The 26,686-nt window shown below is 58.2% G+C and carries 27 protein-coding genes; 15 read left to right on the top strand and 12 right to left on the bottom strand.

Annotated features, from left to right (window positions below; all coding sequences use genetic code 11):
- Positions 1-173 precede the first annotated feature (173 nt).
- Positions 174-419, top strand: coding sequence for a type II toxin-antitoxin system CcdA family antitoxin (locus tag MLC59_RS17475; protein WP_091853970.1), 246 nt, complete (start codon positions 174-176; stop codon positions 417-419).
- Complete coding sequence (locus MLC59_RS17470; RefSeq protein ID WP_248236731.1) at positions 419-736, top strand: CcdB family protein; 318 nt, start codon at positions 419-421, stop codon at positions 734-736. The genes MLC59_RS17475 and MLC59_RS17470 overlap by 1 nt, the downstream gene beginning before the upstream one ends.
- Before the next feature lie 72 nt (positions 737-808).
- On the opposite strand, the gene MLC59_RS17465 is transcribed toward MLC59_RS17470, so the two are convergent.
- The 6 genes from MLC59_RS17465 to MLC59_RS17440 form a co-directional block, all read right to left on the bottom strand.
- Complete coding sequence (locus MLC59_RS17465; protein WP_022992962.1) at positions 809-1,225, bottom strand: GNAT family N-acetyltransferase; 417 nt, start codon at positions 1,223-1,225, stop codon at positions 809-811.
- A gap of 79 nt (positions 1,226-1,304) precedes the next feature.
- Positions 1,305-3,005: an ATP-dependent nuclease gene (locus MLC59_RS17460; RefSeq protein ID WP_248236728.1), complete on the bottom strand. Its 1,701-nt coding sequence runs from the start codon at positions 3,003-3,005 to the stop codon at positions 1,305-1,307.
- 441 nt (positions 3,006-3,446) lie between these two features.
- Positions 3,447-3,887, bottom strand: coding sequence for a phosphate-starvation-inducible PsiE family protein (locus MLC59_RS17455; protein WP_248236727.1), 441 nt, complete (start codon positions 3,885-3,887; stop codon positions 3,447-3,449).
- Positions 3,888-4,179: 292 nt separating this feature from the next.
- A complete protein-coding gene (locus tag MLC59_RS17450; RefSeq protein WP_248236725.1) occupies positions 4,180-4,974 on the bottom strand; it encodes an inositol monophosphatase family protein in 795 nt (264 codons plus the stop codon).
- 136 nt (positions 4,975-5,110) lie between these two features.
- Positions 5,111-6,271: an HlyD family secretion protein gene (locus MLC59_RS17445; protein WP_248236724.1), complete on the bottom strand. Its 1,161-nt coding sequence runs from the start codon at positions 6,269-6,271 to the stop codon at positions 5,111-5,113.
- A gap of 26 nt (positions 6,272-6,297) precedes the next feature.
- Positions 6,298-7,854 carry a DHA2 family efflux MFS transporter permease subunit gene (locus MLC59_RS17440; RefSeq protein ID WP_248236722.1) on the bottom strand — a complete coding sequence of 519 codons (1,557 nt, stop codon included), beginning with the start codon at positions 7,852-7,854 and terminating at the stop codon, positions 6,298-6,300.
- Between the two features lie 131 nt (positions 7,855-7,985).
- On the opposite strand from MLC59_RS17440, the gene MLC59_RS17435 reads away from it, so the two are divergent.
- Entirely contained in the window at positions 7,986-8,909 is a 924-nt protein-coding gene (locus tag MLC59_RS17435; protein WP_248236713.1) for a LysR family transcriptional regulator, read from the top strand.
- A gap of 169 nt (positions 8,910-9,078) precedes the next feature.
- Entirely contained in the window at positions 9,079-9,300 is a 222-nt protein-coding gene (locus MLC59_RS17430) for a hypothetical protein (protein ID WP_248236711.1), read from the top strand.
- Positions 9,301-9,368: 68 nt separating this feature from the next.
- Here MLC59_RS17430 and MLC59_RS17425 read toward each other — a convergent pair whose 3' ends face one another.
- The 3 genes from MLC59_RS17425 to MLC59_RS17415 form a co-directional block, all read right to left on the bottom strand.
- Complete coding sequence (locus MLC59_RS17425) at positions 9,369-10,664, bottom strand: pyridoxal phosphate-dependent aminotransferase (RefSeq protein ID WP_248236709.1); 1,296 nt, start codon at positions 10,662-10,664, stop codon at positions 9,369-9,371.
- A 152-nt stretch (positions 10,665-10,816) separates the two neighbouring features.
- Positions 10,817-12,505 carry an acetolactate synthase large subunit gene (locus tag MLC59_RS17420; RefSeq protein ID WP_248236701.1) on the bottom strand — a complete coding sequence of 563 codons (1,689 nt, stop codon included), beginning with the start codon at positions 12,503-12,505 and terminating at the stop codon, positions 10,817-10,819.
- Between the two features lie 74 nt (positions 12,506-12,579).
- A complete protein-coding gene (locus tag MLC59_RS17415) occupies positions 12,580-12,894 on the bottom strand; it encodes a DUF3301 domain-containing protein (RefSeq protein ID WP_248236694.1) in 315 nt (104 codons plus the stop codon).
- Between the two features lie 133 nt (positions 12,895-13,027).
- Here MLC59_RS17415 and MLC59_RS17410 point away from each other — a divergent pair, with 133 nt between their 5' ends.
- The 3 genes from MLC59_RS17410 (at position 13,028) to MLC59_RS17400 (ending at position 17,508) form a co-directional block, all read left to right on the top strand.
- A complete protein-coding gene (locus MLC59_RS17410) occupies positions 13,028-13,537 on the top strand; it encodes a J domain-containing protein (protein WP_248236692.1) in 510 nt (169 codons plus the stop codon).
- A 361-nt stretch (positions 13,538-13,898) separates the two neighbouring features.
- On the top strand, positions 13,899-16,256 hold the full coding sequence (locus MLC59_RS17405; protein ID WP_248236690.1) for a glucose/quinate/shikimate family membrane-bound PQQ-dependent dehydrogenase: 2,358 nt from the start codon (positions 13,899-13,901) through the stop codon (positions 16,254-16,256).
- A 118-nt stretch (positions 16,257-16,374) separates the two neighbouring features.
- Positions 16,375-17,508 (top strand): glutathione S-transferase family protein, encoded by a 1,134-nt coding sequence (locus MLC59_RS17400; protein ID WP_248236688.1) that lies wholly within the window; start codon positions 16,375-16,377, stop codon positions 17,506-17,508.
- 13 nt (positions 17,509-17,521) lie between these two features.
- On the opposite strand, the gene MLC59_RS17395 is transcribed toward MLC59_RS17400, so the two are convergent.
- A complete protein-coding gene (locus tag MLC59_RS17395; RefSeq protein WP_248236686.1) occupies positions 17,522-18,307 on the bottom strand; it encodes a secretin N-terminal domain-containing protein in 786 nt (261 codons plus the stop codon).
- A 340-nt stretch (positions 18,308-18,647) separates the two neighbouring features.
- Between MLC59_RS17395 and MLC59_RS17390 the strand changes: the two genes are divergently transcribed.
- Positions 18,648-19,718, top strand: coding sequence for a 3-deoxy-7-phosphoheptulonate synthase (locus MLC59_RS17390; protein WP_248236684.1), 1,071 nt, complete (start codon positions 18,648-18,650; stop codon positions 19,716-19,718).
- Positions 19,719-19,743: 25 nt separating this feature from the next.
- On the opposite strand, the gene MLC59_RS17385 is transcribed toward MLC59_RS17390, so the two are convergent.
- Complete coding sequence (locus MLC59_RS17385; protein WP_248236676.1) at positions 19,744-20,397, bottom strand: LysE family transporter; 654 nt, start codon at positions 20,395-20,397, stop codon at positions 19,744-19,746.
- A 138-nt stretch (positions 20,398-20,535) separates the two neighbouring features.
- Here MLC59_RS17385 and MLC59_RS17380 point away from each other — a divergent pair, with 138 nt between their 5' ends.
- A complete protein-coding gene (locus tag MLC59_RS17380) occupies positions 20,536-21,978 on the top strand; it encodes a dihydrolipoyl dehydrogenase (protein ID WP_248236675.1) in 1,443 nt (480 codons plus the stop codon).
- Between the two features lie 48 nt (positions 21,979-22,026).
- On the opposite strand, the gene MLC59_RS17375 is transcribed toward MLC59_RS17380, so the two are convergent.
- Positions 22,027-22,326, bottom strand: a complete 300-nt coding sequence (locus MLC59_RS17375; protein ID WP_248236673.1) for a DUF2061 domain-containing protein — start codon at positions 22,324-22,326, stop codon at positions 22,027-22,029.
- A 284-nt stretch (positions 22,327-22,610) separates the two neighbouring features.
- Between MLC59_RS17375 and MLC59_RS17370 the strand changes: the two genes are divergently transcribed.
- From MLC59_RS17370 to tnpB, 6 genes are all read left to right on the top strand, one after another.
- Entirely contained in the window at positions 22,611-23,084 is a 474-nt protein-coding gene (locus MLC59_RS17370; RefSeq protein ID WP_248236671.1) for a Dps family protein, read from the top strand.
- A 142-nt stretch (positions 23,085-23,226) separates the two neighbouring features.
- Entirely contained in the window at positions 23,227-24,888 is a 1,662-nt protein-coding gene (locus tag MLC59_RS17365; RefSeq protein ID WP_248236669.1) for a choice-of-anchor I family protein, read from the top strand.
- A 397-nt stretch (positions 24,889-25,285) separates the two neighbouring features.
- Complete coding sequence (locus MLC59_RS17360; RefSeq protein WP_248236667.1) at positions 25,286-25,879, top strand: YccT family protein; 594 nt, start codon at positions 25,286-25,288, stop codon at positions 25,877-25,879.
- 35 nt (positions 25,880-25,914) lie between these two features.
- Entirely contained in the window at positions 25,915-26,181 is a 267-nt protein-coding gene (locus MLC59_RS17355) for a hypothetical protein (protein WP_248236664.1), read from the top strand.
- Positions 26,182-26,262: 81 nt separating this feature from the next.
- Complete coding sequence (gene tnpA, locus MLC59_RS17350; protein ID WP_248236662.1) at positions 26,263-26,553, top strand: IS66 family insertion sequence element accessory protein TnpA; 291 nt, start codon at positions 26,263-26,265, stop codon at positions 26,551-26,553.
- On the top strand, positions 26,550-26,686 hold a 137-nt coding region (gene tnpB, locus MLC59_RS20190; RefSeq protein ID WP_427901739.1), incomplete at its 3' end, for an IS66 family insertion sequence element accessory protein TnpB. The genes tnpA and tnpB, both read left to right, overlap by 4 nt.

Raw genomic sequence — 26,686 nt, 5'->3', positions numbered from 1 at the left:
GAAAACCATGAGCTAAACTATGAAAGGTGGGTCAATTTTATTGGCCAAAGGTGGGTCAAAATAGATGGCCATTGACAGGCACGTCCGGCAATAGCCATTGGTTAAACGCTTGCATGCGCATAGCTGTGCGCATAAAATCAAACTTTGTATTTTATATCTTCTGGGAGGCCCTCATGGCCGAACTCTATAACTCAGCCGCCCCCAAAAAAGCAGCGAACCTCTCAATCAATAGCGATCTTCTGCGTAAAACCCGGGAACTGAACATTAACCTGTCTGCCACCTTGGAACGAGCTTTGAAAGAAGAGCTTTCGAAACGCGAAGCCGCTCAATGGGTTGAAGAAAATCGCGCTGCGATAAAAAGTTACAACGATTTTGTCGAACAGCATGGATGCTTCGGCGACGAATTCAGGGAGTTCTGATGGCACAGTTCGATGTGTACCCCAACCCGAGCAAAATCAGCAAGGCTCACTATCCTTACCTTGTTGATATTCAAAGCAGCCTTCTGAGCGATTTGTCAACTCGTATTGTTGTCCCTTTGGGCAAACGTTCTGCCTTCGGTGGCGAAGCCATGCAAGGGCTCACTCCCGAAATCAGCTTTGCCGATCAGGAGCTGTTACTGTTAACTCCGCAAATTTCCTCCGTGCCTGAAAAACATCTCAAGAGCCCTATTGGCTCCCTCTCACATTTCAGGGACCAGATTGTTGGAGCTTTGGACCTGGCTATCACCGGCATTTAACGCCAGCCAGCATGCGCGGCTGCGGAATGGAGGCGAAGCCGCAATGCAGTAGACGTCGCGTGCCTGGCCTTGTTAATTGCCAATGGTCACCCCCGCATCCAGAACCCAGCAGCGATCATTGTGCGTGTAGCCAAGCTGACCATAGTACGAATTGGCTGCCGGTGCTGCGATGAGTATCAATTTGCAGAGCGGCCCCAGTTGCTTCTGGGTCAGTGACTGTAATCGTTTGCCTATTCCTGATCTTTGATAGTTCTGATGAACTGCCAAATCTGACAGGTAGCAGGCATAGTGAAAATCCGTGACGCTGCGAGCGATGCCGACCAACAAGTCATCATCCCACGCGCTTACGACGAGATTGGAGTTGGAAATCATCCCTTCCATACAGTCTCGATCGTGAATTGGCCGACGCTCCCCAAGGGTAGAGCTCTCCAACAAACCGATGAACTGGTCCGTGGTGATAGGGTGATTCACCTGAAAGCTGATAGCCATACCTCTCCTTGGCAATTAACGCCGCGCTCACCGGTAAATTAGGAGCGAAGCGAGTAATTTATCCGTGTGCAGCGCATTGTTAGCTACCATCTGCTCCGTAGACAAATTGAGCTACCTCGCTGACAAAATTCGATAGATCTTCAGGGCAATCTCCCCCGACAATGTGTTCCAAAGCCGGAACAACCCAGCGATTCTTTCGAACGCCAAGATTCATCCAACCTTCCAGTTCTCCTTTCGGAACGAGAAACAAACCAAAAGCCTTGCAGTTTGCAATTATTTGCTCTGCTGCCGGCCGGACTGCCGTATCTAACGCGGCAACCCCAGACGCTTTTACCAACGACCACTTACTCGATTCGCTGCGAATTCGGCTCAACGCGCCTTTTGCTCCTGAAAGCGTGTGCTCACCCCGATCAAGTTGGGCAAGCAACTCGACAACAGCTTCTCGCGTGGCAGTGAGAACTTCAGCTTCAGAGCGTTCCTCAACGCTCTCAGCAACTCGGTTACGAAGTAGGATCGTTTCAGCATTCTCTGCGTCCGCATCAAATGCCCGAAGTAGCTGCCTTAGATCTGCCTCAGAATTGAGCAGATCAACATCAACTATCGCCGCAACCGGGATAGCAGCCTGTTTAAGAAGCGCCACCACGTCCTTAATCGTTTGCTTATTGTGCGCATGAACAAAAAGCAACTCTTGATTGTCATGGACATGCGTTGCAACCGCGCTATAAACAATGCGGTCCGAATCGGCCTCACATACAACCGCGCCACGGGCAAATATTCCTTCTAGAACTCGTTGGCTCGAAAGAATTGGAGATGATGAAAGAGCCTGTGTTGCCTCAGCCGTGATTGGACAATATTCAGTCTTGTTACCAGTTCGGTTCAAGCGAAAAATCTCGGCGGGCTGCTTTCCCGACAGCACGCCTGCCAGGAAATTTGAATTATGAGTTGCTACGATGACTTGACAGGGAAAAGCATCAATATGGTCGGCCATCCAGCGCCCAAGTCGCCTAGCCTGCTCCGGATGAAGAAACGCTTCAGGCTCGTCAAGAAGCACCACTTTGTCTTTCGATAGTAGCAGGCTCAAGACGACGGCAACAAAGCTTCGAAACCCGTCCCCTTGCGATTCTAAGGACGGAAATTGTTTCATGAGCGGATAAGCTGCTCTTGGATCATCGGGAATATCGCCAAAATCGCTAGAGATCGCATAGCGAAGTTTGAGCCCGGCGCTGTAATCCAATCGAACCTTCATGCCAAATGTTGTTTCAAAAGCGTCAGCCAATACTTGATCAAGCTCGCCAAATTTTCCGTACATTGCTTGAAGTAAAGTCTTGGGTGAGCTTTCTTCAGGAACAAAGTTTTGACACGTGCTTGCAATTTTGAGTCTTGACTCCGAATCCATATAGAAAACTCGAAACTTCCCAAGTTTCTGAAACGTGAAGTCTGCATCGGGCGTTGACTCGAACGCGCGTCGAGCCTGATCAAGCCTGAGACGCACCATAGAGTTCTGCTCAAAACCTGATGTGATTCCATCAATCGTATGGTGGCCGATATTGGTTGCATCGACTCGTACGTCAAGGTCTTCTAGTAGTCGTTCGAACGTATCAGGCTGGCTGACATCAACACTTGCTAGTAATGTCGTATCTGCTCCCGAACCATGAATTAGCTTTTTATGAATATCCTTAAGCGTTTGCGACTTGCCCACATTGTTCGGCCCAACCAACAACGTGAACTTTCCCAGCTCTAGTTCTGTTCCGCTCGCAAGCGTGATTTTCCTGATCTTCATTTGGCCCTGGACCTTTAGTTGAAGCTAACGCCTAAGCACAGCGGCGGCCGTTAGGCCGTCCGGCGCCGTAGGCGCGTACTGGTGCTTATTGTTATGCATTTCCGCTGCTTTCAATTCAATTGTCATTAGGCTCTTCCGGTGCCAGAAAAGGTACTGAGGGATGTAGGCGCTCTTTGATACATAAGCCGTGAGCCAAAAACGATTGAAAAGCGCCATCTTCAAGTTTCAATGTGACCTCAATAGGAAATGAACCTAAGATTCCTTCACCACAGAAACAACACTGAACCCGCTTTTTACCGAACACTCTGGAAGATACCTCGACTTTGCCTGACCACATAACGCCGAGTGCAGGCTCGTTTTGGCTGGCGTGGAGTTTTGTGTTAAATGGCGCAACCATATATAAAATGGAGTACCGACCAAAACGTCTGCTGGCGTGATTTGTTATGTATGTTTTCTTCTGTAGCTCGACTTTATGAGACAATAGCAACCACCTAGAGCGATAATAATAATACCCAAACCAACTATTGCCAACGGTTCGTACTTTTCTAAATCGAGTAAAATCACCTTACGAGAAACAGCTATAACTGCGACCAACAATACGACCTCCGCATGAATGACATTATCTTTGAAATACATTTCTACCGTTTCCACGAGCTCGAACCCAATTAGAATAATGAAGAAGAAGCCAAAGATACTGAACAGTTCATCTATTTCAAGAAAAAGTACGTCATCAGTTGGGTCAAATATATCTATAATAAGAATAATTCCAAGCTCTACTATCGCGATAGCTACGATAGCTGTCATTAAAATAAGCACAACGAAAGACATCCATCGTTTTGTTTTATGTATGAAGGAAACTGCCTTATCGATACTTTCACTCACTAAAGGTATTCTCCTTTTTTGGCATAACATTTGTATATCGGTCGCCAGGACCGTTTTTCCGGCAACACATATCCCAATCGGTAGTCTCCTAAAATTAGACCCAAAATTATTCAGGGTCAACGAGTTACCGGAATAGATTCACTTTTTGGCCCAGTAAAAGTGATCATCAAGGCCACTATCCCGGATTTCGATTGGCCTCATAACATGCTGATATAGTTGGGAAATGGGCGTCGGTCAGTGAGCCTTCCCGGTTCATGGTCGCCGCGACCGTTTTTCCAACTGAGGGTCTTGATTAAGCCCCAGCCAGCAATGTCCGGATGTCGTCGTAAATACCCGGCGCCGTAATCAGGTTATCCCGCCCCCAAAGATCCTTCGGATACCCCTCGGGCACCTCGCTGAAATGCCCGGCCGTAGCTCCAGCTTCGCGGGCAATCAGCTTTGCCGCGGCAAAGTCCCAGGGGCTGACGGTTTCGTAGTAGGCGTCGAGCCGCCCGCAGGCTACCCAGCAGATATCCAGGGCGGCGGAGCCTATGCGGCGCAGGTCTCGGCAGTGGTGGATCATTACGTTCAGGCGGCGTACCAGGGGTTCCAGGTTGTCCTTGGTGTAGGGAAAGCCGGTGGCAAACAGGGACTGGCGCAGGTCGGTGGCGCCGCTGTGCTGGATGGGGTGGTCGTTGAGGGTGGCGCCTCTGCCTTTTTCCGCGCGGAAGGTTTCCTCCGAGAAGGGCGCATGTACGACGCCTACCTGTACCCGGCCTTTTTCGGCCCAGGCGATGGAGACGGCGACCTGGGGGTGGCCATAGGCGTAGTTCACGGTGCCGTCGATGGGGTCGACGATCCACAGGGGTGTTTCCAGCTCTTCGGCCTGTGACAGGTCCGGCATGGTTTCTTCAGACAGGATGCGGTGGTCCGGGTAAGCCTGGCGGATGGCTTTGGTGATGAATTCGTCTGCCATGACATCCGCGTGGGTGACCAGTTCGGTCTGGTGTTTGTAGTCCGTGCGAAGGGTGTTCTGGTCCCGCTCCCGGCGGATCAGTTCTCCCGCTTCCCGGGCGATGCGTTCGGCAAAGTCGGCGATGTCAGACATGGGGGCTCCGTGCAATGGATATTGCCGATACCATTGCAGGAAGTGCCTGGTGAATCAATCGGTGGTTGCTTTGTTAACTCACTGGGTTGACTCACCGGGTTGCCTCACTGGTTAATGCGGGTGGCAGACGATGAGGCTAATTGGCGTCGATGGAGACCACCACCATCATGCCGGGGCTGAGCAGGTTGCGGTCGCCTTCCTCCACCGAGATGCGCACCGGAATGCGCTGGGTGATCTTGGTAAAGTTGCCAGACGGATTGGAACTGGGAATCAGGGCAAACTGACTGGTGGCAGACCGGCCAATGACCTCGATATGGCCCGAGTATTTGCGGTCCGGCCACGCATCTACCCGTATCTTTACTTCCTGTCCGACCGCCAGTTTGCGGACATCCGTTTCCTTGACCTTGGCCTCCACCCAGATGTTATCGGGCTGGTACATCATCAGGATGGGCTGCCCGGCGGACAGGTACTCGCCGTTGTCCACAAAGGTCCGGGCCACGATCCCACTGGCGGGGCTGGCTATTGTCATGTCAGCGAGCAGCGACTCCTGTTGGCGGACATTTGCCCTGGCTGCCTCCAGTTCTTCCCGCGTTATGGCGTTCTGGGCTTCCAGAAGTTCCGGGGTGGGCAGGGTCATCGGACTGCCGGTAAACAGGCCCATCTCGGCATTGTCCAGTTCCGACTGTCTCAGGGCGACTTGCTGGCGCGCGGTTTCCACCCGAGCCCGGGCCGACATCAGGTCGTAGTAGTTGCGGTCCCGTTGCTGCTTCGACAGTGAACCGGACTGGTAGAGCGGCTCTGCCCGTTGCCAGGTCTGTTCGGCATCTTCCAGGGTGATTTCGGCAACCCTGAGATCCGCCTCGGCGGTTTTCAGCTGTTGCCGGGCGTTGGCGATGCCGCCGGTAAGTTGCCTTTGGGACTGCTGCATCTGCTGTTGCTCGAATGCCAGGCGGGCTTCCATGCCAGCGACACGTGCCCGGCGCTGGGCCAGCTCGAGCTCTTCCGGTTGGCTGTAAAGCCGGGCCACGGTCTGCCCCTCTTCCAGCGGGTCGCCATTCTCCAGGCTGAACGACTCCAGGCGGCCGGGCAGGCGCGACGAGACGGTAATCAGATCGGTGGTAACGCTGGCGTAGTCTTCCACCACATGGGTGTGGCGATACCATAGCCACTGGCCGACCCAGGCTATGCCGGCCACGACCAGTAAGACCAGCAATAGAAGCCTGCCCATTCTCCAGGGGCCAGGGGCGGTCCCGGCGTGGCTCGGGGTGGAGTTGTCATTGTTATTGTCATTAGCCATGTCGTAGTCCGAAGTCAGTATCTGTCTTAAGCGTGTTGAGGCGTCCTGGTCCACCGGCTGAGCAGCCAGGCAGGAATGACGACAAACGTGAGTGAGACCATTACCAGCCAGAAACCGTCCTGGTAGGCCATCACGGTGGCCCAGAATTGTTCGGTGGCGCCGAGTTTCTGCAGTGCTGCCGCCTGCTGCCAGGCTTCTGGTACCCCCACGCCTGCAAGCCACTGCTGCCATTGGCCGACCGTGGCCATGGCGACGTCATTGCCCGGGGTCACCGTGGTGCTGATGTGCTCTCCGTGCCAGCTGATGCGGCGGTCCATCATTAATACCAATGCCGCCGTGCCGAAGGCGCCGCCCATCTGTAGTGTGAAATTGATGACCCCGGAACCGGAGCCGGTCAGGTGTACAGGCAGGGATCCAATGGCCCTGGACAGGGTCGGGGGCGGGAAAGACGCCATGCCGGCACTCATCAGGGTCAGCGCCAGGGCCAGGTAGCCAAAGGAGGTGTAGGCGTCAGAGCGGGAGAACAGATACACCGCGAAGATCGCAAAGGCCAGTCCCGGCAGGGTCATGTAGTGGGCCGGGTAGCGGTCGCTCAGCTTGCCGATTACCGGCACCAGCAATGCCAGTACCAGGGTGGATGGCAGGAACAACAGGCCAGCTGTCACCGGTCGGTAGTGGAGGATGGATTGGGAGAACAGCGGCAAGAGGTACATGATGGCGTAGAATGCGCCGCCAAAGACGAAGATGGCCAGGCAGCCGGCCAGGAAGGCCCGGTGGCGGAAGATGCCCAGATCCAGTAGTGGCTGCGTTACCCGCCGCTCCCACCAGACGAACCCCACACCCAGTACCAGGGACAGGGCGAACAGGCACAGCACGGCGCTGCTGTCCCAACCCCAGCGCTGGCCGTTGGAGAGTGCTGCCAGCAGGGCAAAGATGCAGGCAAACAGGCTGACGGCGCCGGTCCAGTCGAAGGGCGAGCGGGGGCCGCTCTCTTCTCGGGTGGGCAGGAACAGGTAGCCCATGGCCATGGCAGCGATGCACATGGGGGGCGTCACGAAGAACACGTATCGCCAGGTGAAGGATTCCACCAGCCAGCCACCAATGACGGTGGCCAGGGTCAGGGGCAACCCAAGGCACATGCCGTAGATGGCCGTGGCCATGCCCCGTTCATTGGCCGGGAATACCGAGAACATGGCTTCCAGTGCCAGCGGGCGGATAAGGCCTGTCATGGCGCCCTGTATCACGCGGGCTGCCACAATGGCGGCCATACTGGTGGCCAGTCCGCCAATGATCGAGGCCACGACGAAGGTGGCCAGCAGACCAATAAAGGTAGCCCGCTGCCCAAAAGACCTTACCAGCCAGGGAGCAATCAGCAGGGCAACCGTGGTCGCCGCCAGGAAGCCAGTGGAAATCCACTGTACCTGCACATCGCTCAGCCCCAGCGAACCCTTGATGTAGGGAGTAGCGACGTTGACGATGGTAATGGACATACCCAGCGCCACCAGGCCAAGCAGCATGGTGAGGGTGACGAGCCACTTGTATTTGGGCCCGTAACGCTGGAACATCATCTCCACTTGCGACATGTGATTTCCGGAATTGGCGGATCAAGCAAGGGCATGGCCCCAGCAAACAGGTTAGGGGTGGGTGCGTATATTGCCTTCGTCGGTTCCGACGATTTAGCAAGCTGACGATCGAGCTGAACAGGGGCAGGTGTTTGAAAAACCAGGAACTGACGCTGCTGTACGTCTTTGACGCCATTATGACGGAAGGGTCCATCACCCGGGCCGCCGAGCGGCTGAACATGACCCAGCCAGCGGTGTCCAATGCGGTCTCCCGTATGCGTCACGCCTGGAAGGACCCGGTCTTCGTCAAAAAGGGGCGCCAGATCGAGCCCACGTCCTATGCCCTGAGTCTGTGGGACCAGGTGCGCGGTCCCATGCATGAGTTGTCACGGGCCGTGACCACCACAGGGTTCGATCCGGCTACCTCCCGGCGCAAGTTCCGTATTGCCCTGGCCGATATGATGCTCGATCTGCTGTGGCCTCCGCTGGTGAGCAAACTGGAGCGGGACGCCCCGGGTATCGACCTGCACGCGGTGCCCTATACCCTGGGTGGCGCCCACATGCAGTTGCGGGAAGCCCACGTGGACCTTGCCATCGGTATGCTCACCGAGCACGATCACAGCCTGCGAAGCACCTGGCTGGCGGACAGTGGCTATGTGCTGGCCATGCGGGAAGATCACCCGCTGGCGGGGCGTCCCGTCACCCTGGAAGAGTTCCTGGATGCCCGTCACCTGCTGATATCCCTGTCCGGGGACACCCACGGGCCGGTGGACTCGGCGCTGGATCGCATGGGGGTGAGTCGCCGGGTGGCGGTGACGGTAAACCACTTTCCGGCCATTCCGGCGCTGCTGCAGACATCCGACCTGATTACGGCCTTGCCGGATGGCATGATGCAGGATGAGCAGTTGCGGAAAGGATTGTGGCTGACCCGCCTGCCCATCGAGGTGGACCCGATCAGTGTGTACCTGATCTGGCATGCCCGCCACGACCGTGAGCCGGGGCTTATCTGGATGCGCTCGCTGGTGGAGTATCTGATCCGCGAGCGGTGGCAGGACCTGGTGGGCCAGGTTGACTGACGGAGTCCTGCAGCCTGCTCAATACATCATTTAAAATGATGTGTCAGATACTGTTTAACAATTTTTTTGTGTTGACCAACTCCCGGATACTACACCCATCGAGATCAGAGAAGCCCGAAAGGCAATGATCTCCGAGGTGTTCAAACCAATCGTATTCGAGGAGTTATTTATGTTCGGTATCAATGCAAACCTGAAGAAAACCGTTGCCATCGCCACCATCGCTGTCGCTGGTGTCCTGGGTGCCGCTAACGTCAGTGCCCAGCAGTACTGGATGGAAGAAGTGCTTGAGCAGCAGCTGCAGGAAAAAACAGCCAAGGCAGAGCAGCAGAAGCAGGCTTCTGAAACTGCCGATTCCAAGGCCGAGAAAAAAGCCGACAGCAACGCGTCATGAGTTGCTGAACGGGCCCTGGCAGCCGAGGCTGCAGGGCCCGGACAGTTCAGCCTTTGAGGGTGCCCGTTTTATAACGCCTTCAGCCAGGCTTCCATTTTGTCCATGGCCGTCACCATCTTGGGGCCAGCCGACGCCACGAAATCCTCTCCCAGCTCCTGGTCGGCAAATTCTCCCGCCGCCAGTTCCAGGGCCTTGCTCCCGTCGAAGTCCACAAACGCCAGCCGTGCCCCCATATGATCCGGCACAAAGCCGAAATCGCTGGCTGGCAGCATGGCCACGCCGGTGTCTTCCAGCAGTCGTTTGCAGAAATCCGCGCTGGTCTTGATGTCCTGCCTGTCGAGGGCGTCCTTGTAGGCCGAGAAATTCGGGAACACATAGAAGGCCCCCTCCGGTTTGCGCACATCCGCCTGCATGTCCGTCAGCCGGCGATGCACGTACTCGCCGATGGCTTTCAGTACCCGGCGGGAGTGTTTCAGGTAGTCGTCGATGTCCTCGCCTCCATTGAAAGCGGTAATACCCGCGTACTGGATAGGCGCGCTGGTAGACGTGAACGTCTCGCTGGCGATGATGGCCATGGCATCCTGTAGCGGTCGCAGCTCCGGCGGGAAGATAAAGGCGCCCAGGCGCCAGCCACCGGCCCCCAGCCACTTGCTCATGCCGGTGCTGATAATAGTGCCCTCGGGGTAGTAACGGGCAATGGACTTGTGCTTGCCGTCAAACTGAACCTCACCGTAGATCTCGTCCGACAGGAGGATGATCCGGTACTTGCGGGCCACGTTGGCAATGGCCAGCAGCTGATCGTCGCTGTAGGTGCAACCGGTGGGGTTTGACGGGTAGTTGAGGATCAGGATGCGCGGACGGGTAGGGTCGTCCCGGCAAATAATGTCCAGCTCGTCGGCGGTCAGCTGCCAGTTGTTCTCAGCGTGTGTCGGCAGCCAGTGTACCGAGCGGCCGATGATCCGCGCCTGGGGCGCGTAGGATACCCAACTGGGTCGGGGGATCAGCAGGTCGCCGTAATAGGCCAGCTGCAGGATAAACAGCAGTTCCTTGGAACCCGGACCGATCAGCACGTCCTCCCAGCTGCAACGCTGGCGTTCCGCCCGGTTGATGTAGCCGGCGATGGCCTCCCGCAGGCCTTTCAGGCCCTTGACCGGCAGGTAGTCCTTTTCATGGGCATGCTCCTGGAGCGCCTGCACCACCCGCTCCGGTACCGGAAAGGGCGACTGACCCAGACCGAGTTTGATGATATCCCGGCCCTCCGCCCGGAGCTGGTTGCTCAGCTCGTTGATGCGCAGCGTGGCCGAAGGCTGGATGCCGCGGACGTTGAGATTGATGGCGTAGCGGTGTTCGTTCTGGATTTCCATGGGCCTGTCTTTACCGTGGGTTTGAGCGTGCATGACTCCCGCAGTATAGGCAGAACCCGATGATGTGTGAGGGAAATTCCGGTAGGGGATTGCCGAAGCCCGGATTGCCCGGGCGGCGGCAGGTGGACCGGCTGACCGGTCCGGGGCGGGGGTCAGCATTTGGCGTTCAGTTCCCGGGTCAGATCGGCCAGCTCTCGGTTGAACACCCGGTCGTTCTCACTGTAGTCCACCGGCACATCTACCAGGTGAACGCCGCCGGCGGCCATGGCCCTTTCCAGGGTGGTCTCGAGCTGTGCGGTTTCGGTAACTCTGTGGCCGGTCGCTCCGTAGGATTCTGCATAGCGCACAAAGTCCGGGTTACCGTAGTCGAGCCCGAAATTGGTGAACCCCTCCTGGGCCTGTTTCCACTTGATCATGCCGTAGGCATTGTCGTTAATGACCAGGATCACCAGGTTCAGGTTCAGGCGCACGGCAGTTTCCAGCTCCTGGCTGTTCATCATGAAACCGCCATCGCCGCAGATGGCCATCACCCGCTGCTTCGGGTACAGCATGGCCGCCATCATGGCACTGGGCAGGCCGGCACCCATGGAAGCCAGGGCGTTGTCCAGCAACACCGTGTTGTTGTCATAGGCCTTGTAGTTGCGGGCGAACCACAGTTTATACATGCCGTTATCCAGGGCGATGATGCCGTCTTCCGGTATCACCTTGCGCACGTCGTGCACGATGCGCTGGGGAATCACCGGGAAGCTGTTGTCTTCACAGCGATCTTCCAGGTGGGCGTCCAGTGCGTCCTTCACCCGCAGAAACTCGGTGAAGTCATGTCCGGCGCAGCGCCCGCAGTTATCCGCAAGCCATTCCACGGAGTTGGCGATATCGCCCACGACCTCATGCTGGGGGAAATAGACCGGGTCCACATCCGCGCCGCTGAAGTTCACATGGATGACCTGTTTGCCACCGGGGTGCATGAAGAACGGCGGCTTTTCCACCACGTCGTGGCCCACGTTGATCACCAGGTCAGCATGGTCAATGGCGCAGTGGACAAAGTCGCCGCTGGAGAGGGCGGCGTTGCCGATATAGCGGGGGTGTCGTTCGTCCACAACGCCCTTGCCCATCTGGGTCGTGAAAAACGGGATATCCGTGGTGTTAACCAGGTGGATCAGGGCCTGGGATACCCGTTTGCGGTTGGCACCGGCGCCAATCATGATCAGCGGGTGCCGGGCAGAGCGAATCATGTCCGCGGCCTTTTGCAGGCTCTTTTCACTGGCGGTAGGGCGGCGGGCGTCACTGGGGTCGAAGATGTGGGTATCCGGTGCGGCCAGCTCGGCGGCGATGTCTTCGGGCAGCTCCAGGTGCACCGCGCCCGGGCGTTCCTCCGCCGCCAGCCGGAAGGCCTCCCGCAGTTTGGCGGGAATGGTGTTGGCGTTGCTGATCTGGCGGGTGTACTTGGTCAGTGGCCGCATCAGGTCCACCACGTCCAGGATCTGGAACAGCCCCTGCTTGGAGGACTTGATGGGCTTCTGACCGGAAATCATCATCATCGGCATACCGCCGAGCTGGGCATAGGCAGCCGCCGTGACCAGGTTGGTGGCCCCGGGGCCGAGTGTCGACAGGCAGACGCCCACCTTGCCGGTCAGCCGGCCGTAAGTGGCCGCCATAAACCCTGCCGCCTGTTCATGGCGGTTCAGCACCAGTTTGATGGATGACTCGCGAAGGGCTTCCAGCAGGTCCAGGTTTTCTTCCCCGGGAACCCCGAAAATGTAGCGTACGCCTTCGTTCTCCAGGGCTTTTACAAACAACTGGCCGCCTGTCAGGGCGCCGTCAGTACGGGATTCATCGGTCATGGGTTCAGCCTCGCCTTGGTAACGGGTATTCCGTTTTCGGGGTTGGTGACAAACTGCCGCAGCCGCCGGGTGTGTTACTGGAACCGGTGTGCGTCGAGTTCAATATGCTCCACGTGCTGGCCCAGCATGATGACCCGGCCCAGGTAGCGTTCCTCGCCGGTGGTGGTAAAGTCAAACAGGAATCGCCGCCACACCCGCAGGCGCCCCTGGCGGTCCCTTTTGAACCACAGGCCCCGAAGGTATACGGCGTCGTCCAGCAAAAGGACGTCCATGCGCCGGCAATAATCACGGGCCGCGGCCAGTACATAGTCTTTTATAGCCTTGGCTCGCCACCAGTACCAGATGGCAAAGCCGGCGGCGAACAGCCAGGTCAGTGTCGATAGTGTCACGCTTGGGCCCGTGTGGTTGAATCCAGCAGAAAGCCTACACCGGTGTGCCCCGGGTTCAAAGTTTCAGTCAATGTCATGGCACCGGCATGAGACCTGTGTAAAATCAGTGCCGAACTGGCTGGAGTCATCGTGCATGCAATGGATACTTGGGCTGGGTCTCGCCGCATTGCTGTTCTATCTGTTGAAACAGTGGGGTGCGCTGGACCCCAAACAGAAAAAAGCTGCCACCTGGAAAGTCGTGCTTGGCGTCGCTGGCGCTCTGCTGGTGTTCATGGTGCTGACAGGCCGCGTTCATGTACTCACAGCGGCTGTTGCAGCGGTCATTCCGTTGCTGCGCAAGTTGCCGGCCCTGCTGAAGTTCATGCCCTATGTCCAGCGGTTCTTCAGCGATGGTGAGGGAGCGGGTTCCCATCGGACTGAGCAGGGGGCAGGGCAGCAGCGTGCCGCTGCAACCTCCGGCCAGATGTCGGTGCAGGAGGCCTGCGAGATTCTCAATGTGGAACCTGGCTGCAGCCGTGAGGAAGTCGTGGCTGCCCACCGCCGGCTGATATCAAAGTTGCATCCGGACCGCGGTGGTAACGATTACCTGGCCGCCAAGGTCAACGAAGCGAAGTTTGTGCTGCTGGGCAAGCGCGGCGCCTGAGGTATTAAACCCCCTTCACATTACCCTAGTGTCCCGTCTGGCTAATTCCTTAATCTACTGCTTGCCTCTGAGGACTCTGACCAAGGCGCCAGTCTGCAGGTGTGGTGGCTCCACATCAAAGACTGGCAACACAGGCTCAGAGTCCTCAGAGGCAAGCCCTTCGGGAGCTCCTGAAAAGCCGAACAGCGTCGTTGCGCTGCCTCGATTTGGAACCACCAAACCCTCACCAGCACGCCTAGCTCTTCGGCTTTTCAGAAGCTCAGTAGGTTAAGGAATTAGCCAGACGGGACACTAATCACTGGCGACCCGTCCGAGGCTTGTCTAGGTTTAGAGGACATGCTCGAAATCAGAGATGGTTGCCATGGTGGTGTTCTCCGTAATTTTCATTCTGCTGGGCCTGGCCCTGCTGGTGGGCGGCGTCTGGCTGTTGACGCTGGGTGGCTCCTTCTACTACCTGGTCGCGGGACTTGTCCTGGTCACTGTCGGCGGCCTGTTGCCAGTCCGGCGTGTGGCGGCCCAGGGGCTTTACGCCATCTTCCTGGTTGCAACGCTGCTATGGAGTTTCTGGGAGTCGGGCTATGACTGGTGGCCCCTGGCGACCCGGAATGGCTGGTTCCTGCTACTGGCCATTCCCCTGCTGATACCGGCGTCGAAGGACGGCCGCGGAGCGGCCATTACGTTCGGTGGGGTGTGGGCGGTCTGTGGACTGGTGTTGCTGGGCAGCTTGCTGAACGAGCCCCATACCATGGAAGGGCGCCTCGGTGAGCAGGTCGTCAATGAGCAACCCGAACTGGGTGAGAGCCCGGAGGCCGACTGGCTGGCCTGGGGCCGGACCAACCTCGGGCAGCGCTATTCCCCCCTCGATCAGATAACGCCCGACAACGTCGGCCAGCTTGAAGAAGCCTGGCGTTACCAGACCGGTGACACCAAGCAGCCGGATGACACCGGCGAAACCACCTACGAAGCCACGCCCCTCAAAGTGGGCAATACCCTGTACCTGTGCACGCCCCACAACTGGTTGGTGGCCCTCGATGCAGACACCGGTGAGGAGCGCTGGGTTTACAAAGCCGGTGTGGGCCCCAACAGCCAGCGCCAGCACCAGACCTGTCGGGGCGTATCCTACCTGCCTCCGGAAGGCGGCGTGGAGGAAGCCCCGGACGTACAGACCCTTAGCGGCCCGGCCGAGGACCAGTCACCGGTCAGTTGTGATGCCCATCTGTACCTGCCCACCGCCGATGCCCGCCTGCTGGCCCTGGACCCGGAAACTGGCGCCCGTTGTGAGGCATTTGCCGAACAGGGGGAGCTGGACCTGATGCACAACATGCCATTCACCCAGTCCGGCTTTTACTACTCCACGTCGCCGCCCGTGGTGGCCAACGGCCTCGTCGTGGTCGCCGGCGCGGTGAACGACAACTACGACATCAACTCCCCTTCCGGCGTAATACGGGCCTACGATGCCCGCACCGGCGAATTGCAGTGGAACTGGGATCCTGCCAATCCGGAGCAGACGGACCCGATAGCCGAGGATGAAGTCTACTCAACCAGTTCTCCGAACAGCTGGGCGGTAGCCAGCGCCGATGAAGAGCTGGGACTGATCTATTTTCCCATGGGTAACCGCACACCGGATCAGCTTGGTATGTATCGCACCGAGAACGAGGAGCGGTTCGCCAGCTCTGTGGTCGCGCTGGAGCTGGACACAGGGCAGGTGGCCTGGGTGCGGCAGTTCGTTCACCACGACCTGTGGGACATGGACACCCCGGCCCAGCCCAGCCTGCTGGACCTGGACACCGTTCAGGGGCGACAACCGGCACTGGTGGTGCCCACCAAGCAGGGGGATGTTTATGTACTCAACCGGGAAACCGGTGAGCCGATTATCCCGGTAGAAGAGGTGCCAGCACCAGAGGGTGCCATTGAGGGCGACTACACCGCGCCCACCCAGCCGGTCTCCGGCCTGAACTTCAACCCTGATCCGTTGCGGGAAGCGGACATGTGGGGTGCCACCCCCCTGGACCAGCTGGCCTGTCGCATCCAGTTCCAGTCCCTGAAATACGAAGGCCGCTACACACCCCCCAGCGAACAGGGCACCATCGTCTACCCCGGCAATTTCGGAGTGTTCAACTGGGGCAGCATCGCAGTGGATCCGCAGCGGCAGGTCATGTTCGGCATGCCCCTGTACATGGCCTTCGTTTCCCGCCTGGTGCCCAATGAAGAGGGCAGTGAACCGACCGGCCCGGTTAACCAGGGCGAGCAGGGTTTGAACAGCAACGCGGGCGCACCTTACTCCGTGGAACTGAAACCGCTGATGTCTCCACTGGATATTCCCTGCCAGCAACCCCCCTGGGGCTACGTGGCCGGGGCGGACCTGCGCACAGGAGAGGTCGTCTGGAAACGTAAGAATGGCACGGTGGAAGATATGAGCCCCATCCCGGTGCCCCTGCGCCTGGGTGTGCCCGGGATCGGCGGGCCGGTGATCACGGCAGGTGGCGTGGTATTCCTCGCGGCGACGGTGGACGACTATATCCGGGCCTACGACCTCACTACCGGTGAGCAGCTGTGGCGGGCCCGGTTACCGGCTGGCGGGCAGGCCACGCCCATGACCTACCTGAACAGCCAGGGTGAGCAGATGGTGGTGCAGGTGGCCGGCGGCCATGGCTCTATTGGTACCACTCTGGGGGACTATGTGGTTGCCTGGAAACTGTCAGAACAGCAAGGCCAGTGAGTGTACAGGGGCTTGGGGCAACGCTGTGGGTGTACGACGGTTCTGGCGGGGAGGGTGAATCCGGTATGATGTCGGGTTCCATACCAACCAGAACAATACCCAGGGAGGATATGCACCCATGGCCCAGCCGGATTCCGTTCACCGCCTTTACGGCGTTCCCCACTCGCTCTATACGGGCATCGCCCGCTGCTACCTGAGGACCCAGGGTATCGAGTACCTTGAGCTCCCCACCGGCCACCCGGACTTTGCCAGTCGCATCATGCCGACTATCCAGCGCAGCATCATTCCGGTGCTGGAAACCCCGGCCGGGGAGATCGTCCAGGACAGCCTGGATATCATCGATCACTTCGAAAACGAAGGCGTGCGGTATTCCGCCTATCCCCAGGGCCTGTTGCAACGGGTACTGGGCGTTATCATCGCTTATTACGGCACCCAGGCCATGCTGCCCCACGCCATGCACTATCGCTGGACTTACCGGGATCAGCAGGAAGGCTTTCTGCGGGATCAGTTCGCGGCCGGCATCGGGCCGGACATGGCCGACAAGATCATGTCGCGGATGAACTCCTACCTGCCTCAACTGGGTGTGACGGAACGCACCATTCCCGAAATCGAAGCGTCCTTCGAACAGCTGCTGGACACCCTGAACAGCCACTTTGCGGAGCACCCCTACCTGTTCGGTGGACGGCCCTCAGTAGCGGACTACGGCCTGATTGGCCCCCTGTTTGCCCATCTGGGCCGTGACCCGGTACCCGCAAATCTCATGAAAACCCGCGCGCCCAAGGTGTTCCGCTGGGTGGAGCGGATGACGGCGCCTGGCCTGGATACACCGGAATTCCCGGATTACGGCGATGACTTCCTGGCCGATGATGCCGTTCCGGAAACCCTGGAACCCCTGCTCCAGCAGATTGCCGATGAAATCTTCCCCATGCTGACCGACAAGCTGGCGTTCATGGACAACCTGGTTGCCGAGCACCAGCCGGAAGACGGCCAGCCCGTATCGCCAAAGCCCCATCAACGCTATGTGGGCGCGGTGGAAACATCATTCCGCGGTGTGCCGGTACAGGCGGGCGTGCAGCCCTACCTGCTCTATGTTCTGCGCAAGGCCGATGACATGCTGGCGGAGGGTTCCACCCAGGAGCAGGCCCGGGTGAGGGCAGCCCTTGCCGAACGTGGGCTTGTAGACGCCCTGCCTGGCGATCGTGGCTACACGGTGGACCGTCGCAACCACATCGAAGTGTGGCAGCGGGCCTGACCGTACGGTCAGTTCAGAGAATATCCACCTTGACGGTGAAGCTCTGGTTATCCTGGCGCTCACCGCCGACCCGGTAGGTAATGCCGGACTGCTCGCCAGTCCGGCTTTCGCGGGTGCCACCCACTTCGACCCAGTCCCCGGGTGCAACCCGGCGCTGGGTTACCACCGCATCGGTTTCATAACCGGCCATACCGGAGTCCGGCGTATTCTCGAACGCCGTAATGCTGAGCTCGATCTGCTGGTCGGAAATGCGTTGGGGCGTAACGATAAACCCGCTGCGGATGTCCACCTGCTGGTAAATGGCCGCCGGGTTCCGGCCGCCGCGAATGGCCACCGGCAGTGTACGAACCTGGCCGCCACTGATATGGGCGGACTGACCATCCTGCACCACGATATGCCGCTCCTGGCTGGACCGGGTGTTGGTGGTACGGCTCTGGCCGCCGATAGTCACCACCTTGTCCCGGCCGCTACTGACACCACCACCCTGGCGCTTGCCCATGGTCTGGGCGCTGCTGCGTACGGTAATGCGCAGCTGTACCGGGGCGACATCCATGGTTTCTACCAGTTGGCTGATCTCATCGAGAATGGCCGGTTCACCCCGTGTCACCAGGCGGTTGCCATCGGCCGCCATCGTCAGTTCACCTTCTGGATACAGGGCCCGGAGCTGGTCTGCCACCTGTTGTGCCGGCCGATTCTCCAGGGTGAACGTGCGATTGCCGGGTGCGCCCATGGCCAGGGTCGGCAGCAGGCAAAGGGCCAGAAGCGCAGGGAACAGCAGGCGAACAGACACAGGCGACATGGAACTCTCCGCAGAAATTTGGCGGTGGCGGTTGCAAACCGGGAAACCCCGGGAGTATATTGAAAAGCATGAAGACGACTCACGCACCCTGTCAATTGAATGTTATGACACGCCTCGCAAATGCGGCGGCGGGTGCTTCTGTGTTTTTCTGGTGGTTTTTTGGTTATGGCTTTTATTTTAGCCAGAGCCGAGGCCGCCTGTAGCACACGCAAGATAGACTCAGGAAAAGGCAGCCCGGCACCAACCCCAGGCTGCCACCGGACAAGAAAAGCCCCGACTGGTAGCCTCCCAGCCGGGGCTTTTTCGTTTCAACAGGCAGAAAACAGAAGGATTTCGAACAATGAACATGCCGCTGGATGTCCGGACTACCCAGGAGGCCCGACCCGTGGACACCGTTACTGACCCGGAGCCAACACGCCCCGTTGCCACCGCGTTGCCAACCCCTGCGCAGCTGCGGTCAGACGTATCAGTACCCGAGTACCTGGCGGCGCAGATTGCCCGACATCGCCAGCAAATCCGCGACATCCTCAATGGAGACGACGATCGCCTGCTGGTTGTCGTGGGGCCCTGCTCCATCCATGATGAGATGGCCGCCCTGGAGTACGGGGAGAAGCTCTCCGCGCTGGCGGATGAAGTCAGTGACCGCATGCTCATCGTTATGCGTGCCTACCTGGAAAAGCCACGAACCACTGTCGGCTGGAAGGGGCTTCTGTACGATCCGGAGCGCACCGGCGAGGGTAATCTGGGAGACGGGCTGGTTCGCTCCCGCCGGTTGCTGGTCAACCTGGCGCACCTGGGCCTGCCATTGGCTACCGAAGCACTCAGCCCGCTCGCCATGGATTACCTGGATGACCTAGTCAGCTGGACCGCCATTGGTGCCCGTACCACCGAATCCCAGATTCACCGGGAACTGGTCAGTGGCCTGCCCATGCCCACGGGCTTCAAGAATGGTACTGACGGGTCCATCGGCGTGGCGGTAAATGCCATGAAATCCGCCGCCCACGGTCATCACCGGTTGGGCTTCAACGGTGACGGCCAGCCGGCCATGATCACCACCGGGGGCAACCCGGACACGCACCTGGTGCTGCGGGGCGGACGGGGCATTACCAACTACGATGCGGACAGCATCAACGCCTCTGCCCAGGCCCTCGAGGCCGCCGGCGTCAACAGTGCCATCATGGTCGATTGCAGCCACGACAACGCCTGCAAACAGCCGGAGCGGCAACCGGACATCGCCCGGGAGGTGATCGCCCAGCGTCGGGCAGGTAACCGTGCCGTCCGTGGATTGATGATTGAGAGTTTCCTGGAAGAGGGACGTCAGGATGACGGCGACGAACTGACCTACGGACTATCCATCACGGATCCCTGTCTGGGGTGGGCTGATACGGAAAACCTGCTGCGCTCGCTCTGAGCGCCGCGGGTTGACGCCGATGGCTTTATTCAGCTGACCGTGGGGCGTCCCCGGACAGGGTCGAGAACAGCAATCGTCCGGCCAGCAGCAACAGCACACCGCCCATGAGCCGATCCAGCCAGTGCCCGAACCGGCCGAAAGCCCTGCGAACCTGGGGCAGGGTAAAGAACAGGGCAACTCCGGCAAACCAGAGGCCGGTCATCACCGCCATATAGAGACCATACCCCACCTGGACCCCCACCGGGGTGGCAGGGCTGATCACTACCGAGAACAGCGAAACAAAGAACAGGGTCGCCTTCGGATTAAGGGCGTTGGTCAGGAAGCCGAGTCGAAAGGCAGCCAGGCCGGTCTGGGCCCTGATGCCTTGTGTCTCTATATGAACTCCCCCCGCCCTTGACCTGAGACACTGGATCGCAATCCAGGTCAGGTAGAGTGCGCCAATCACCTTCAGCAACGTAAAAAGGGTCAGGGATTGCTGAATCAGCAGTCCGATACCCAGCAGGGAGTAGGTCACGTGCACCAGTATGCCAAGACCTACCCCGGTGGCGCTGAGCAGGGCATTGCGCCGGCTTTGCGTCAGCGCCTGGCGCATCATGACGGCAAAGTCCGGTCCCGGGCTGGCGACGGCCAGCAGGTGGACCAGGGCGACGGTGGCAAATTCGGCCCAGAGCGTAGTCAAAGCGCACTCCTGTGTTTGAAAAGCAGCGAGTCAGGCAGCATAGAAAAGAAACAGGGGCTTGGCCAGCGGTGAGGAGGCACCGGGCCAGTGAACCGTCTAACCTTATACCCGTTCATTCTCTGGAAAAGGAGCGCACCTGTGGAACAGCGCAAGGTGGATGTTGCGATTCTCGGCGCCGGCACCGCCGGCATGGGGGCCTACCGGGCCGCCCGCAAACACACGGATAACCTGGTGATGATCGAGGCGTCCCACTATGGGACCACCTGTGCCCGGGTTGGCTGCATGCCCAGCAAGTTGCTGATCGCAGCGGCCGACGCAGCCCATAATGCCCGTAACGCCGGCCTGTTCGGTATTCGCCCCGGAGAAGTGGCCGTGGACGGCCCCGCGGTAATGAAGCGGGTACGGGACGAGCGGGACCGGTTTGTCAGTTTTGTCCTGGAAGCGGTGGACAATTTCCCGGAAGAACACAGGGTGCGGGGCCATGCCCGCTTCCTGTCGCCTCATCGACTGAAGGTGGGGGATGACCTGGAAATCGAGGCGGACCGGATTGTCATTGCGACCGGGTCACGCCCCAATACCCCGGGCTTCCTGAAAGCCGCCGGCGACCGCCTGGTCTTTAACGACGACCTTTTCGAGTGGGACGACCTGCCGGAATCCGTCGCGGTCTTTGGCCCCGGTGTGATCGGGCTTGAGCTGGGTCAGGCGTTGAGTCGTCTCGGTGTCCGGGTACGGATGTTTGGCGTGGGCGGGGCGGTAGGCCCGATACAGGACGACGAAATCCGGGACTGCGCCCTGGACGCTTTCAACGAGGAATTTCCCCTGAACCCCGATGCCGATACCCGCAAGGTGGAGCGCACCGATGAGGGAGTGGCCATCACCTTCGCGGACGGTGACGGTGCCGAGGTTACCGAAACCTTCGACTATTTGCTGGCGGCCACCGGACGAAGGCCGAATATTGACGGGCTTGATATCCAGAATGCCAACCTGGAGCTGGATGACCGGGGCACGCCCATATTCGATGACTACACCATGCGCTGTGGGGACAGCCATATCTTTATCGCTGGCGACGTTAACGCCTCCCTGCCGCTGTTACACGAGGCGGCCGATGAGGGGCGCATCGCCGGCAATAACGCAGGCCAGTACCCGGAGGTCAGGGCCGGGCTGCGCCGTGTACCCCTGTCGGTGGTCTTTACCGACCCGCAGATTGCGACCGTGGGCAAGACCATCCAGCAGGTGAACGAAGACTGCAAGGGCTGTTTCGCCGTAGGCTCGGTCTCGTTTGAGGGGCAGGGTCGAAGTCGGGTGATCGGCAAGAACCGGGGCCTGCTTCGGGTCTATGGTGAGCACGGCAGCGGGCTGTTCATGGGGGCGGAGATGTTCGGGCCGGCGGCTGAGCATATCGGCCACCTGTTGGCCTGGGCGGTACAGCAACGGCTGACGGTCTCACAGATGCTGGATATGCCTTATTACCACCCGGTTATTGAGGAGGGAGTTCGCACTGCGCTGAGAGACCTGAGCCATCGGCTCAGTCTGGGACCGAGGGAGGAAAGTCACTGTCTCGATTGCGGACCGGGCGGCTGACAGGCCGCCCGCGCAGAAGCGGGGAATCGGCGGGAGGGTTGAGGGTAATCAACTCACCGGCCGGAAACCGCTGGCATTCTTGATGTGGCTGGAGCGTTCCATGACATCAGCCGCAGCCTGCCGGCGCTTCTGCCGGCGAGCCCAGATTTTTTCGTGGAAGAAGTAGGCCACGGTGTTGATGGCCGGTTCCACCATGGCGATCAGGCTGCCAATCAGGATATCACCGGTGAGCAGGTAAGCCACGGTAAATGCCACGGTAAAGTGGGTCACCGCGAAGGTCACCGTTTTTAACAACGAATCATCGGCGTCTTTTGGGCGGTTGTGGACAAACTGTTTCAGGGCACTCATGGTCAACTCCAGAATCCCGGTGGCGTTATGATCATTTAAACCCAGGTGAGAAAGATTGTTAAGTAAATTGACTCTCTGAAAGTAATAGTCGCAGGTTATGGATGGTGGCCGGACGGGTTGGCTCGAAACCATTCGGTACTCGGAAATAATTATGAATTATTAAAAATATAATGCACTGAGACTATTAAAGGTATTGGCTGGCCTTGCTTTTTGGGAGTGAGCCCACAGGTTATATTGAACGTAAGTTGTTAAATCGATCACAAACGGATCAAGGAGTTAGCACTATGGGTACCAACTTTATCGGCCTGGACACGGCCAAGACGGAAAAGCTGGCTGGCGCACTGAACGAGCTGCTGGCCAACTACCAGATTTTCTACATGAACGTGCGCGGGTATCACTGGAATATCAAGGGTGAGAACTTCTTCGAGCTGCACGCCAAGTTCGAGGAGCTCTATGACGACCTGCTGCTGAAGGTCGACGAGATCGCTGAGCGGGTTCTGACCCTGGGGCACCGTCCCGCCCATGCCTACAGCACCTATATTGAGCTTTCCGGCGTACCTGAACGCAAGGATGTCGCGGACGGCAAGGAAGCGGTAGGCCATATCGTTGACAGCTTCGCCAAGCTGATTGCCAAGCAGCGGGAGCTGCTGGCCCTGGCTGGCGACGCAGACGATGAAGGTACCGTCGCCCTGATGAGCGATTACATTTCCCAGCAGGAAAAAACGGTCTGGATGTATCGCAGCTACCTCGGTCAGTAAGTTCTCTTCCGTTTTCTGCAATACCCCTTCCATGGCGGCCATCTGGCCGCCCTTTTTTTCTGTGCTGACATGATTCTGCCCCGAAAGTGTCACATTCCTCCCCTAAGGTTCCGTGTCATATGTCGTAATCAACGAGGATTCTATGACTTCACGGAAAGCACCACTCGCCGCAGCCATTCTGACTGCCACCCTGGGTATCGCCGGCTGCTCCGGCACGGGTTCCTCTTCATCCGCCCCGGAATCCGCTCAACGGAACGCTATCGAGCTGTCGGTATTGGGGAGCTGGCAATCTGAGGGAGACGTTTTCGACCAGTCTGCAGCAGAGATCGTTGCCCACGATCCCGCCAATCAGCGTCTCTTCGTGGTGAACGCGAATAAAAAAACCCTGGATGTTCTGGATATCCGAGACCCTTCTGCCATCAAACGGGTGCGGACGATTGATGCGACCCGTGAGGGCGGGGCCGCCAACAGTGTCGCAGTTCACGGCGACCTGGTGGCCGTCGCTATCGAAGCCAGGAACAAGCAGGGTGAGGGCAAGGTCGTTTTCTACAGCGCCTCGAACCTGGAAAAGCTGTCAGAAGTGTCCGCTGGTGCGTTGCCGGACATGGTGACCTTTACCCCCGACGGCAAGTATGTACTGGTGGCCAACGAGGGCGAACCGGACGACGCCTATGAAGTGGACCCGGAAGGCTCCGTCAGCGTGATCGATGTCTCCCGGGGTGTGGAGAAGGCAACCGTACGAACAGCGGACTTCAGCGCCTGGAGTGGAAAGGAGGCCGAGTTGCGGGCTCAGGGCATCCGGGTCTTTGGCCCCGGCGCCACTGCTGCACAGGACTTCGAGCCGGAATACATCGCGGTTTCAACGGATGGTTCGAGGGCCTGGGTGGCGCTCCAGGAAAACAACGCGGTGGCCGTGCTGGACATCGCCAGGGCGGAAATTGTCGACCTCATCCCCCTGGGCTTCAAGGACCATATGGCGGCCGGAAACGAACTGGATGCCAGCAACAAGGATGGCGGTATTCATCTGCGAAACTGGCCCGTAATGGGTATGTACATGCCTGACGCCATAACCAGTTATGGAGCCAACGGGCAGACCTGGTACATCACCGCCAACGAGGGTGACGCACGGGATTACGACGGCTTCAGCGAAGAGGCCAGGGTCGCCGATTTGCGTCTGGCGGACGGTGTCTTCCCTTCAGATATACAGGAAAAAGCCAACCTGGGCCGTCTGAAAGTAACCACAACCCTGGGTATCAGCAATGACTGCGATCCGTCGGATCCGTCTACGGATGTCGCGGCCGATTGCGAGTATGACGCCCTCTACTCCTACGGGGCCCGTTCGTTCTCCATCTGGTCGGAAGATGGTGAGCAGGTCTATGACAGTGGCAGCGATTTTGAACGCATCACAGCGCAAGTTGAGCCGGAATACTTCAACAGTAGTAACGATGAAAACGCGTTCGACGACCGCTCCGACGACAAGGGCCCGGAGCCAGAGGCGGTAGTGACTGGCGAGGTCCATGGTCAGGTATACGCCTTTATCGGCCTTGAGCGGGTCGGAGGCATCATGGTGTTCAACGTGACCGATCCGCGGACCCCGGCCTTTGTCCAGTACCTGAATAACCGGGACTTCTCGGCTTCCAGTGAAGCGTTGAAGGCCGGCGGTGGCGGTGACCTGGGACCGGAAGGACTGGCCTTTATTGCCGCACAGGACAGCCCCACAGGCGAGCCGATGCTGGCGGTCGGCAACGAGGTCAGTGGTACCACGACTCTCTATTCCATTGACTTGGCCCCCGCCGTGAAATAAAAACCCGCCTTGGCCCGGAGCGACATTTCGCTCCGGGTTATCTTGCCTTATGCCTCTGTTAAAGAGGTTGGTCAGTGCACTCGATAGTGTATTGGTCGGATTGACACTCAATTTTAATCATATTGAAATATTTGTATATATTTTATCCTGCCTGCTGTTTTTTAAAACAAATACCATAAGTCAGAATTTTGGTTTTTAATTTCTGTTACAGAAATGTTTCGATCTTTTTTTTATATCCCGTGCATTTTTATGCTCTTTGCAATATTTCCTTAACAAAGCGCTTTTAGGATCAGTGTCAGTTAAAACATGACGCTGCGCAAAAGGTGCTTTAGTGAAGTTATTTCCCTTATCGACGATTGTTGCATCCTTGCTGGTTATTTCTCCGGTACATGCCGAGGTGCGCCTGGAACTGGGAGATGGCGTCAATCTGCACGCAATCGATGGCAAAGCGTGGTCGGCCCCTGGCGTTTTCGACACCAAGTCTCCGATTACCCTGGAGGACGGCACCCACCAGCTGGTGCTGGAGCTCAAGACCGAGTTGGGCCGGAACCGCGACGACAGCGTTATCGAGAGCTCTGACAGCTTCGTCCTGCTTTTCCAGGCGGAAGACCAGAGCCTGGTTCTTTCAGCCCCGAACATCGGGACCAGGAATGAGTTGGAAGATTTTAATGACTACCCGGAGTGGCGATTAAGGGACGGTCAGGGTAACGACGTTTCCTTCAAGATTGATGTCCTGGAAAAAACCGGTTTCCAACTGGTTCGTGATTATGAAGACGAGATCGCGAACTTTAATAGAACAGGTGATTCCGAAGCGGCTCTTATGCCCAGTCCGGATGTCCGTAAATCTCCCTTACCCTCCCGTGAGTCAATGTCAGCTGGCGAGGTGTCCGAGAACCAGGAAGTGGTCAGGCAAATGCTTCGCTACTGGTATTTGAAAGCCGACGAAAATACAAAAAGTGAAATGAAACGCTGGATCAATGCCAGCGAATAAATAAACCGACGTACCACTCAATGGAGTATTAATAAATGAAAAAGCTTCTTCTGGCTGCAGCTGTATCCGTCGCCGCTGGTTCTGCCAACGCCGCCACGGTTTACGAGAATGGTGGTCTCACCTACAAGGTCAACGGTGATTTCCAGGTCCAGTTCCGTCAGGCAACGGGTCATGAGGATGATAATCGTGCCGAAATCGAGTATGACGACCTGGAGCTGAAAAACTTCGTCAGCTACGACCTGGGTAAGGATCTGACCGCGTTTGGCCGCCTGGACTTTGGTTTCAAGGACGCTGCAGAGTAAGCGTTCATTCCGCGACGTTCTGCCACCCCGCTGAGATTCGCCCTACAGTAACCTCACATTTACCGATACGAGGTTATCCCCATGAGAAAGCACCGTACTCCAGAACAGTGGCAGACCCTGGTTGATCAGCAGCGTGACAGTGGTCTGTCTGCTCGGCAGTTCTGCGAACAAGAGAACATTGGTTACGCGAGTTTCTGTAACTGGCGCAAGCGCCTGTCCGACCCGTCGACTGATGAGTCGTCAGGTCCCGGTGAAGCCGGTTTTCTGGATCTCTCGTCGTTAATGGGCAACTCTCCATCCTCCGGCTCCGGCTGGAACATTGTGCTCAGCCTGGGCAACGGCGTGGAACTGCGGCTGAGCCAGAACGGATGATCGGGCTCGATAGTCAGGCCCGGATCTGGCTGTGCACCGAGCCCACCGATATGCGCAAATCGTTCCGGGGCCTGAGCGCCCTGGTCCGGAATCAGTTGAAGCACGACCCGCTCAGCGGCCAGTATTTCGTCTT

This window comes from Marinobacter bryozoorum (assembly GCF_023156245.1).
Classification (GTDB): domain Bacteria; phylum Pseudomonadota; class Gammaproteobacteria; order Pseudomonadales; family Oleiphilaceae; genus Marinobacter; species Marinobacter bryozoorum.
This window is presented reverse-complemented; position numbering and strand designations above follow the sequence as displayed.

Bases quoted from the DNA above. Each gene is read 5' to 3' on its own strand.
- MLC59_RS17425 (WP_248236709.1), bottom strand. From the start codon at position 10,664: ATGGAAATCCAGAACGAACACCGCTACGCCATCAATCTCAACGTCCGC.
- MLC59_RS17445 (WP_248236724.1), bottom strand. From the start codon at position 6,271: ATGGCTAATGACAATAACAATGACAACTCCACCCCGAGCCACGCCGGG.
- tnpA (WP_248236662.1), top strand. From the start codon at position 26,263: ATGAGAAAGCACCGTACTCCAGAACAGTGGCAGACCCTGGTTGATCAG.
- MLC59_RS17375 (WP_248236673.1), bottom strand. From the start codon at position 22,326: ATGAGTGCCCTGAAACAGTTTGTCCACAACCGCCCAAAAGACGCCGAT.
- MLC59_RS17370 (WP_248236671.1), top strand. From the start codon at position 22,611: ATGGGTACCAACTTTATCGGCCTGGACACGGCCAAGACGGAAAAGCTG.
- MLC59_RS17410 (WP_248236692.1), top strand. From the start codon at position 13,028: ATGCAATGGATACTTGGGCTGGGTCTCGCCGCATTGCTGTTCTATCTG.
- MLC59_RS17390 (WP_248236684.1), top strand. From the start codon at position 18,648: ATGAACATGCCGCTGGATGTCCGGACTACCCAGGAGGCCCGACCCGTG.
- MLC59_RS17465 (WP_022992962.1), bottom strand. From the start codon at position 1,225: ATGGCTATCAGCTTTCAGGTGAATCACCCTATCACCACGGACCAGTTC.
- MLC59_RS17475 (WP_091853970.1), top strand. From the start codon at position 174: ATGGCCGAACTCTATAACTCAGCCGCCCCCAAAAAAGCAGCGAACCTC.
- MLC59_RS17355 (WP_248236664.1), top strand. From the start codon at position 25,915: ATGAAAAAGCTTCTTCTGGCTGCAGCTGTATCCGTCGCCGCTGGTTCT.
- MLC59_RS17460 (WP_248236728.1), bottom strand. From the start codon at position 3,005: ATGAAGATCAGGAAAATCACGCTTGCGAGCGGAACAGAACTAGAGCTG.
- MLC59_RS17395 (WP_248236686.1), bottom strand. From the start codon at position 18,307: ATGTCGCCTGTGTCTGTTCGCCTGCTGTTCCCTGCGCTTCTGGCCCTT.
- MLC59_RS17440 (WP_248236722.1), bottom strand. From the start codon at position 7,854: ATGTCGCAAGTGGAGATGATGTTCCAGCGTTACGGGCCCAAATACAAG.
- MLC59_RS17430 (WP_248236711.1), top strand. From the start codon at position 9,079: ATGTTCGGTATCAATGCAAACCTGAAGAAAACCGTTGCCATCGCCACC.
- MLC59_RS17420 (WP_248236701.1), bottom strand. From the start codon at position 12,505: ATGACCGATGAATCCCGTACTGACGGCGCCCTGACAGGCGGCCAGTTG.
- MLC59_RS17405 (WP_248236690.1), top strand. From the start codon at position 13,899: ATGGTGGTGTTCTCCGTAATTTTCATTCTGCTGGGCCTGGCCCTGCTG.
- MLC59_RS17400 (WP_248236688.1), top strand. From the start codon at position 16,375: ATGGCCCAGCCGGATTCCGTTCACCGCCTTTACGGCGTTCCCCACTCG.
- MLC59_RS17470 (WP_248236731.1), top strand. From the start codon at position 419: ATGGCACAGTTCGATGTGTACCCCAACCCGAGCAAAATCAGCAAGGCT.
- MLC59_RS17450 (WP_248236725.1), bottom strand. From the start codon at position 4,974: ATGTCTGACATCGCCGACTTTGCCGAACGCATCGCCCGGGAAGCGGGA.
- MLC59_RS17365 (WP_248236669.1), top strand. From the start codon at position 23,227: ATGACTTCACGGAAAGCACCACTCGCCGCAGCCATTCTGACTGCCACC.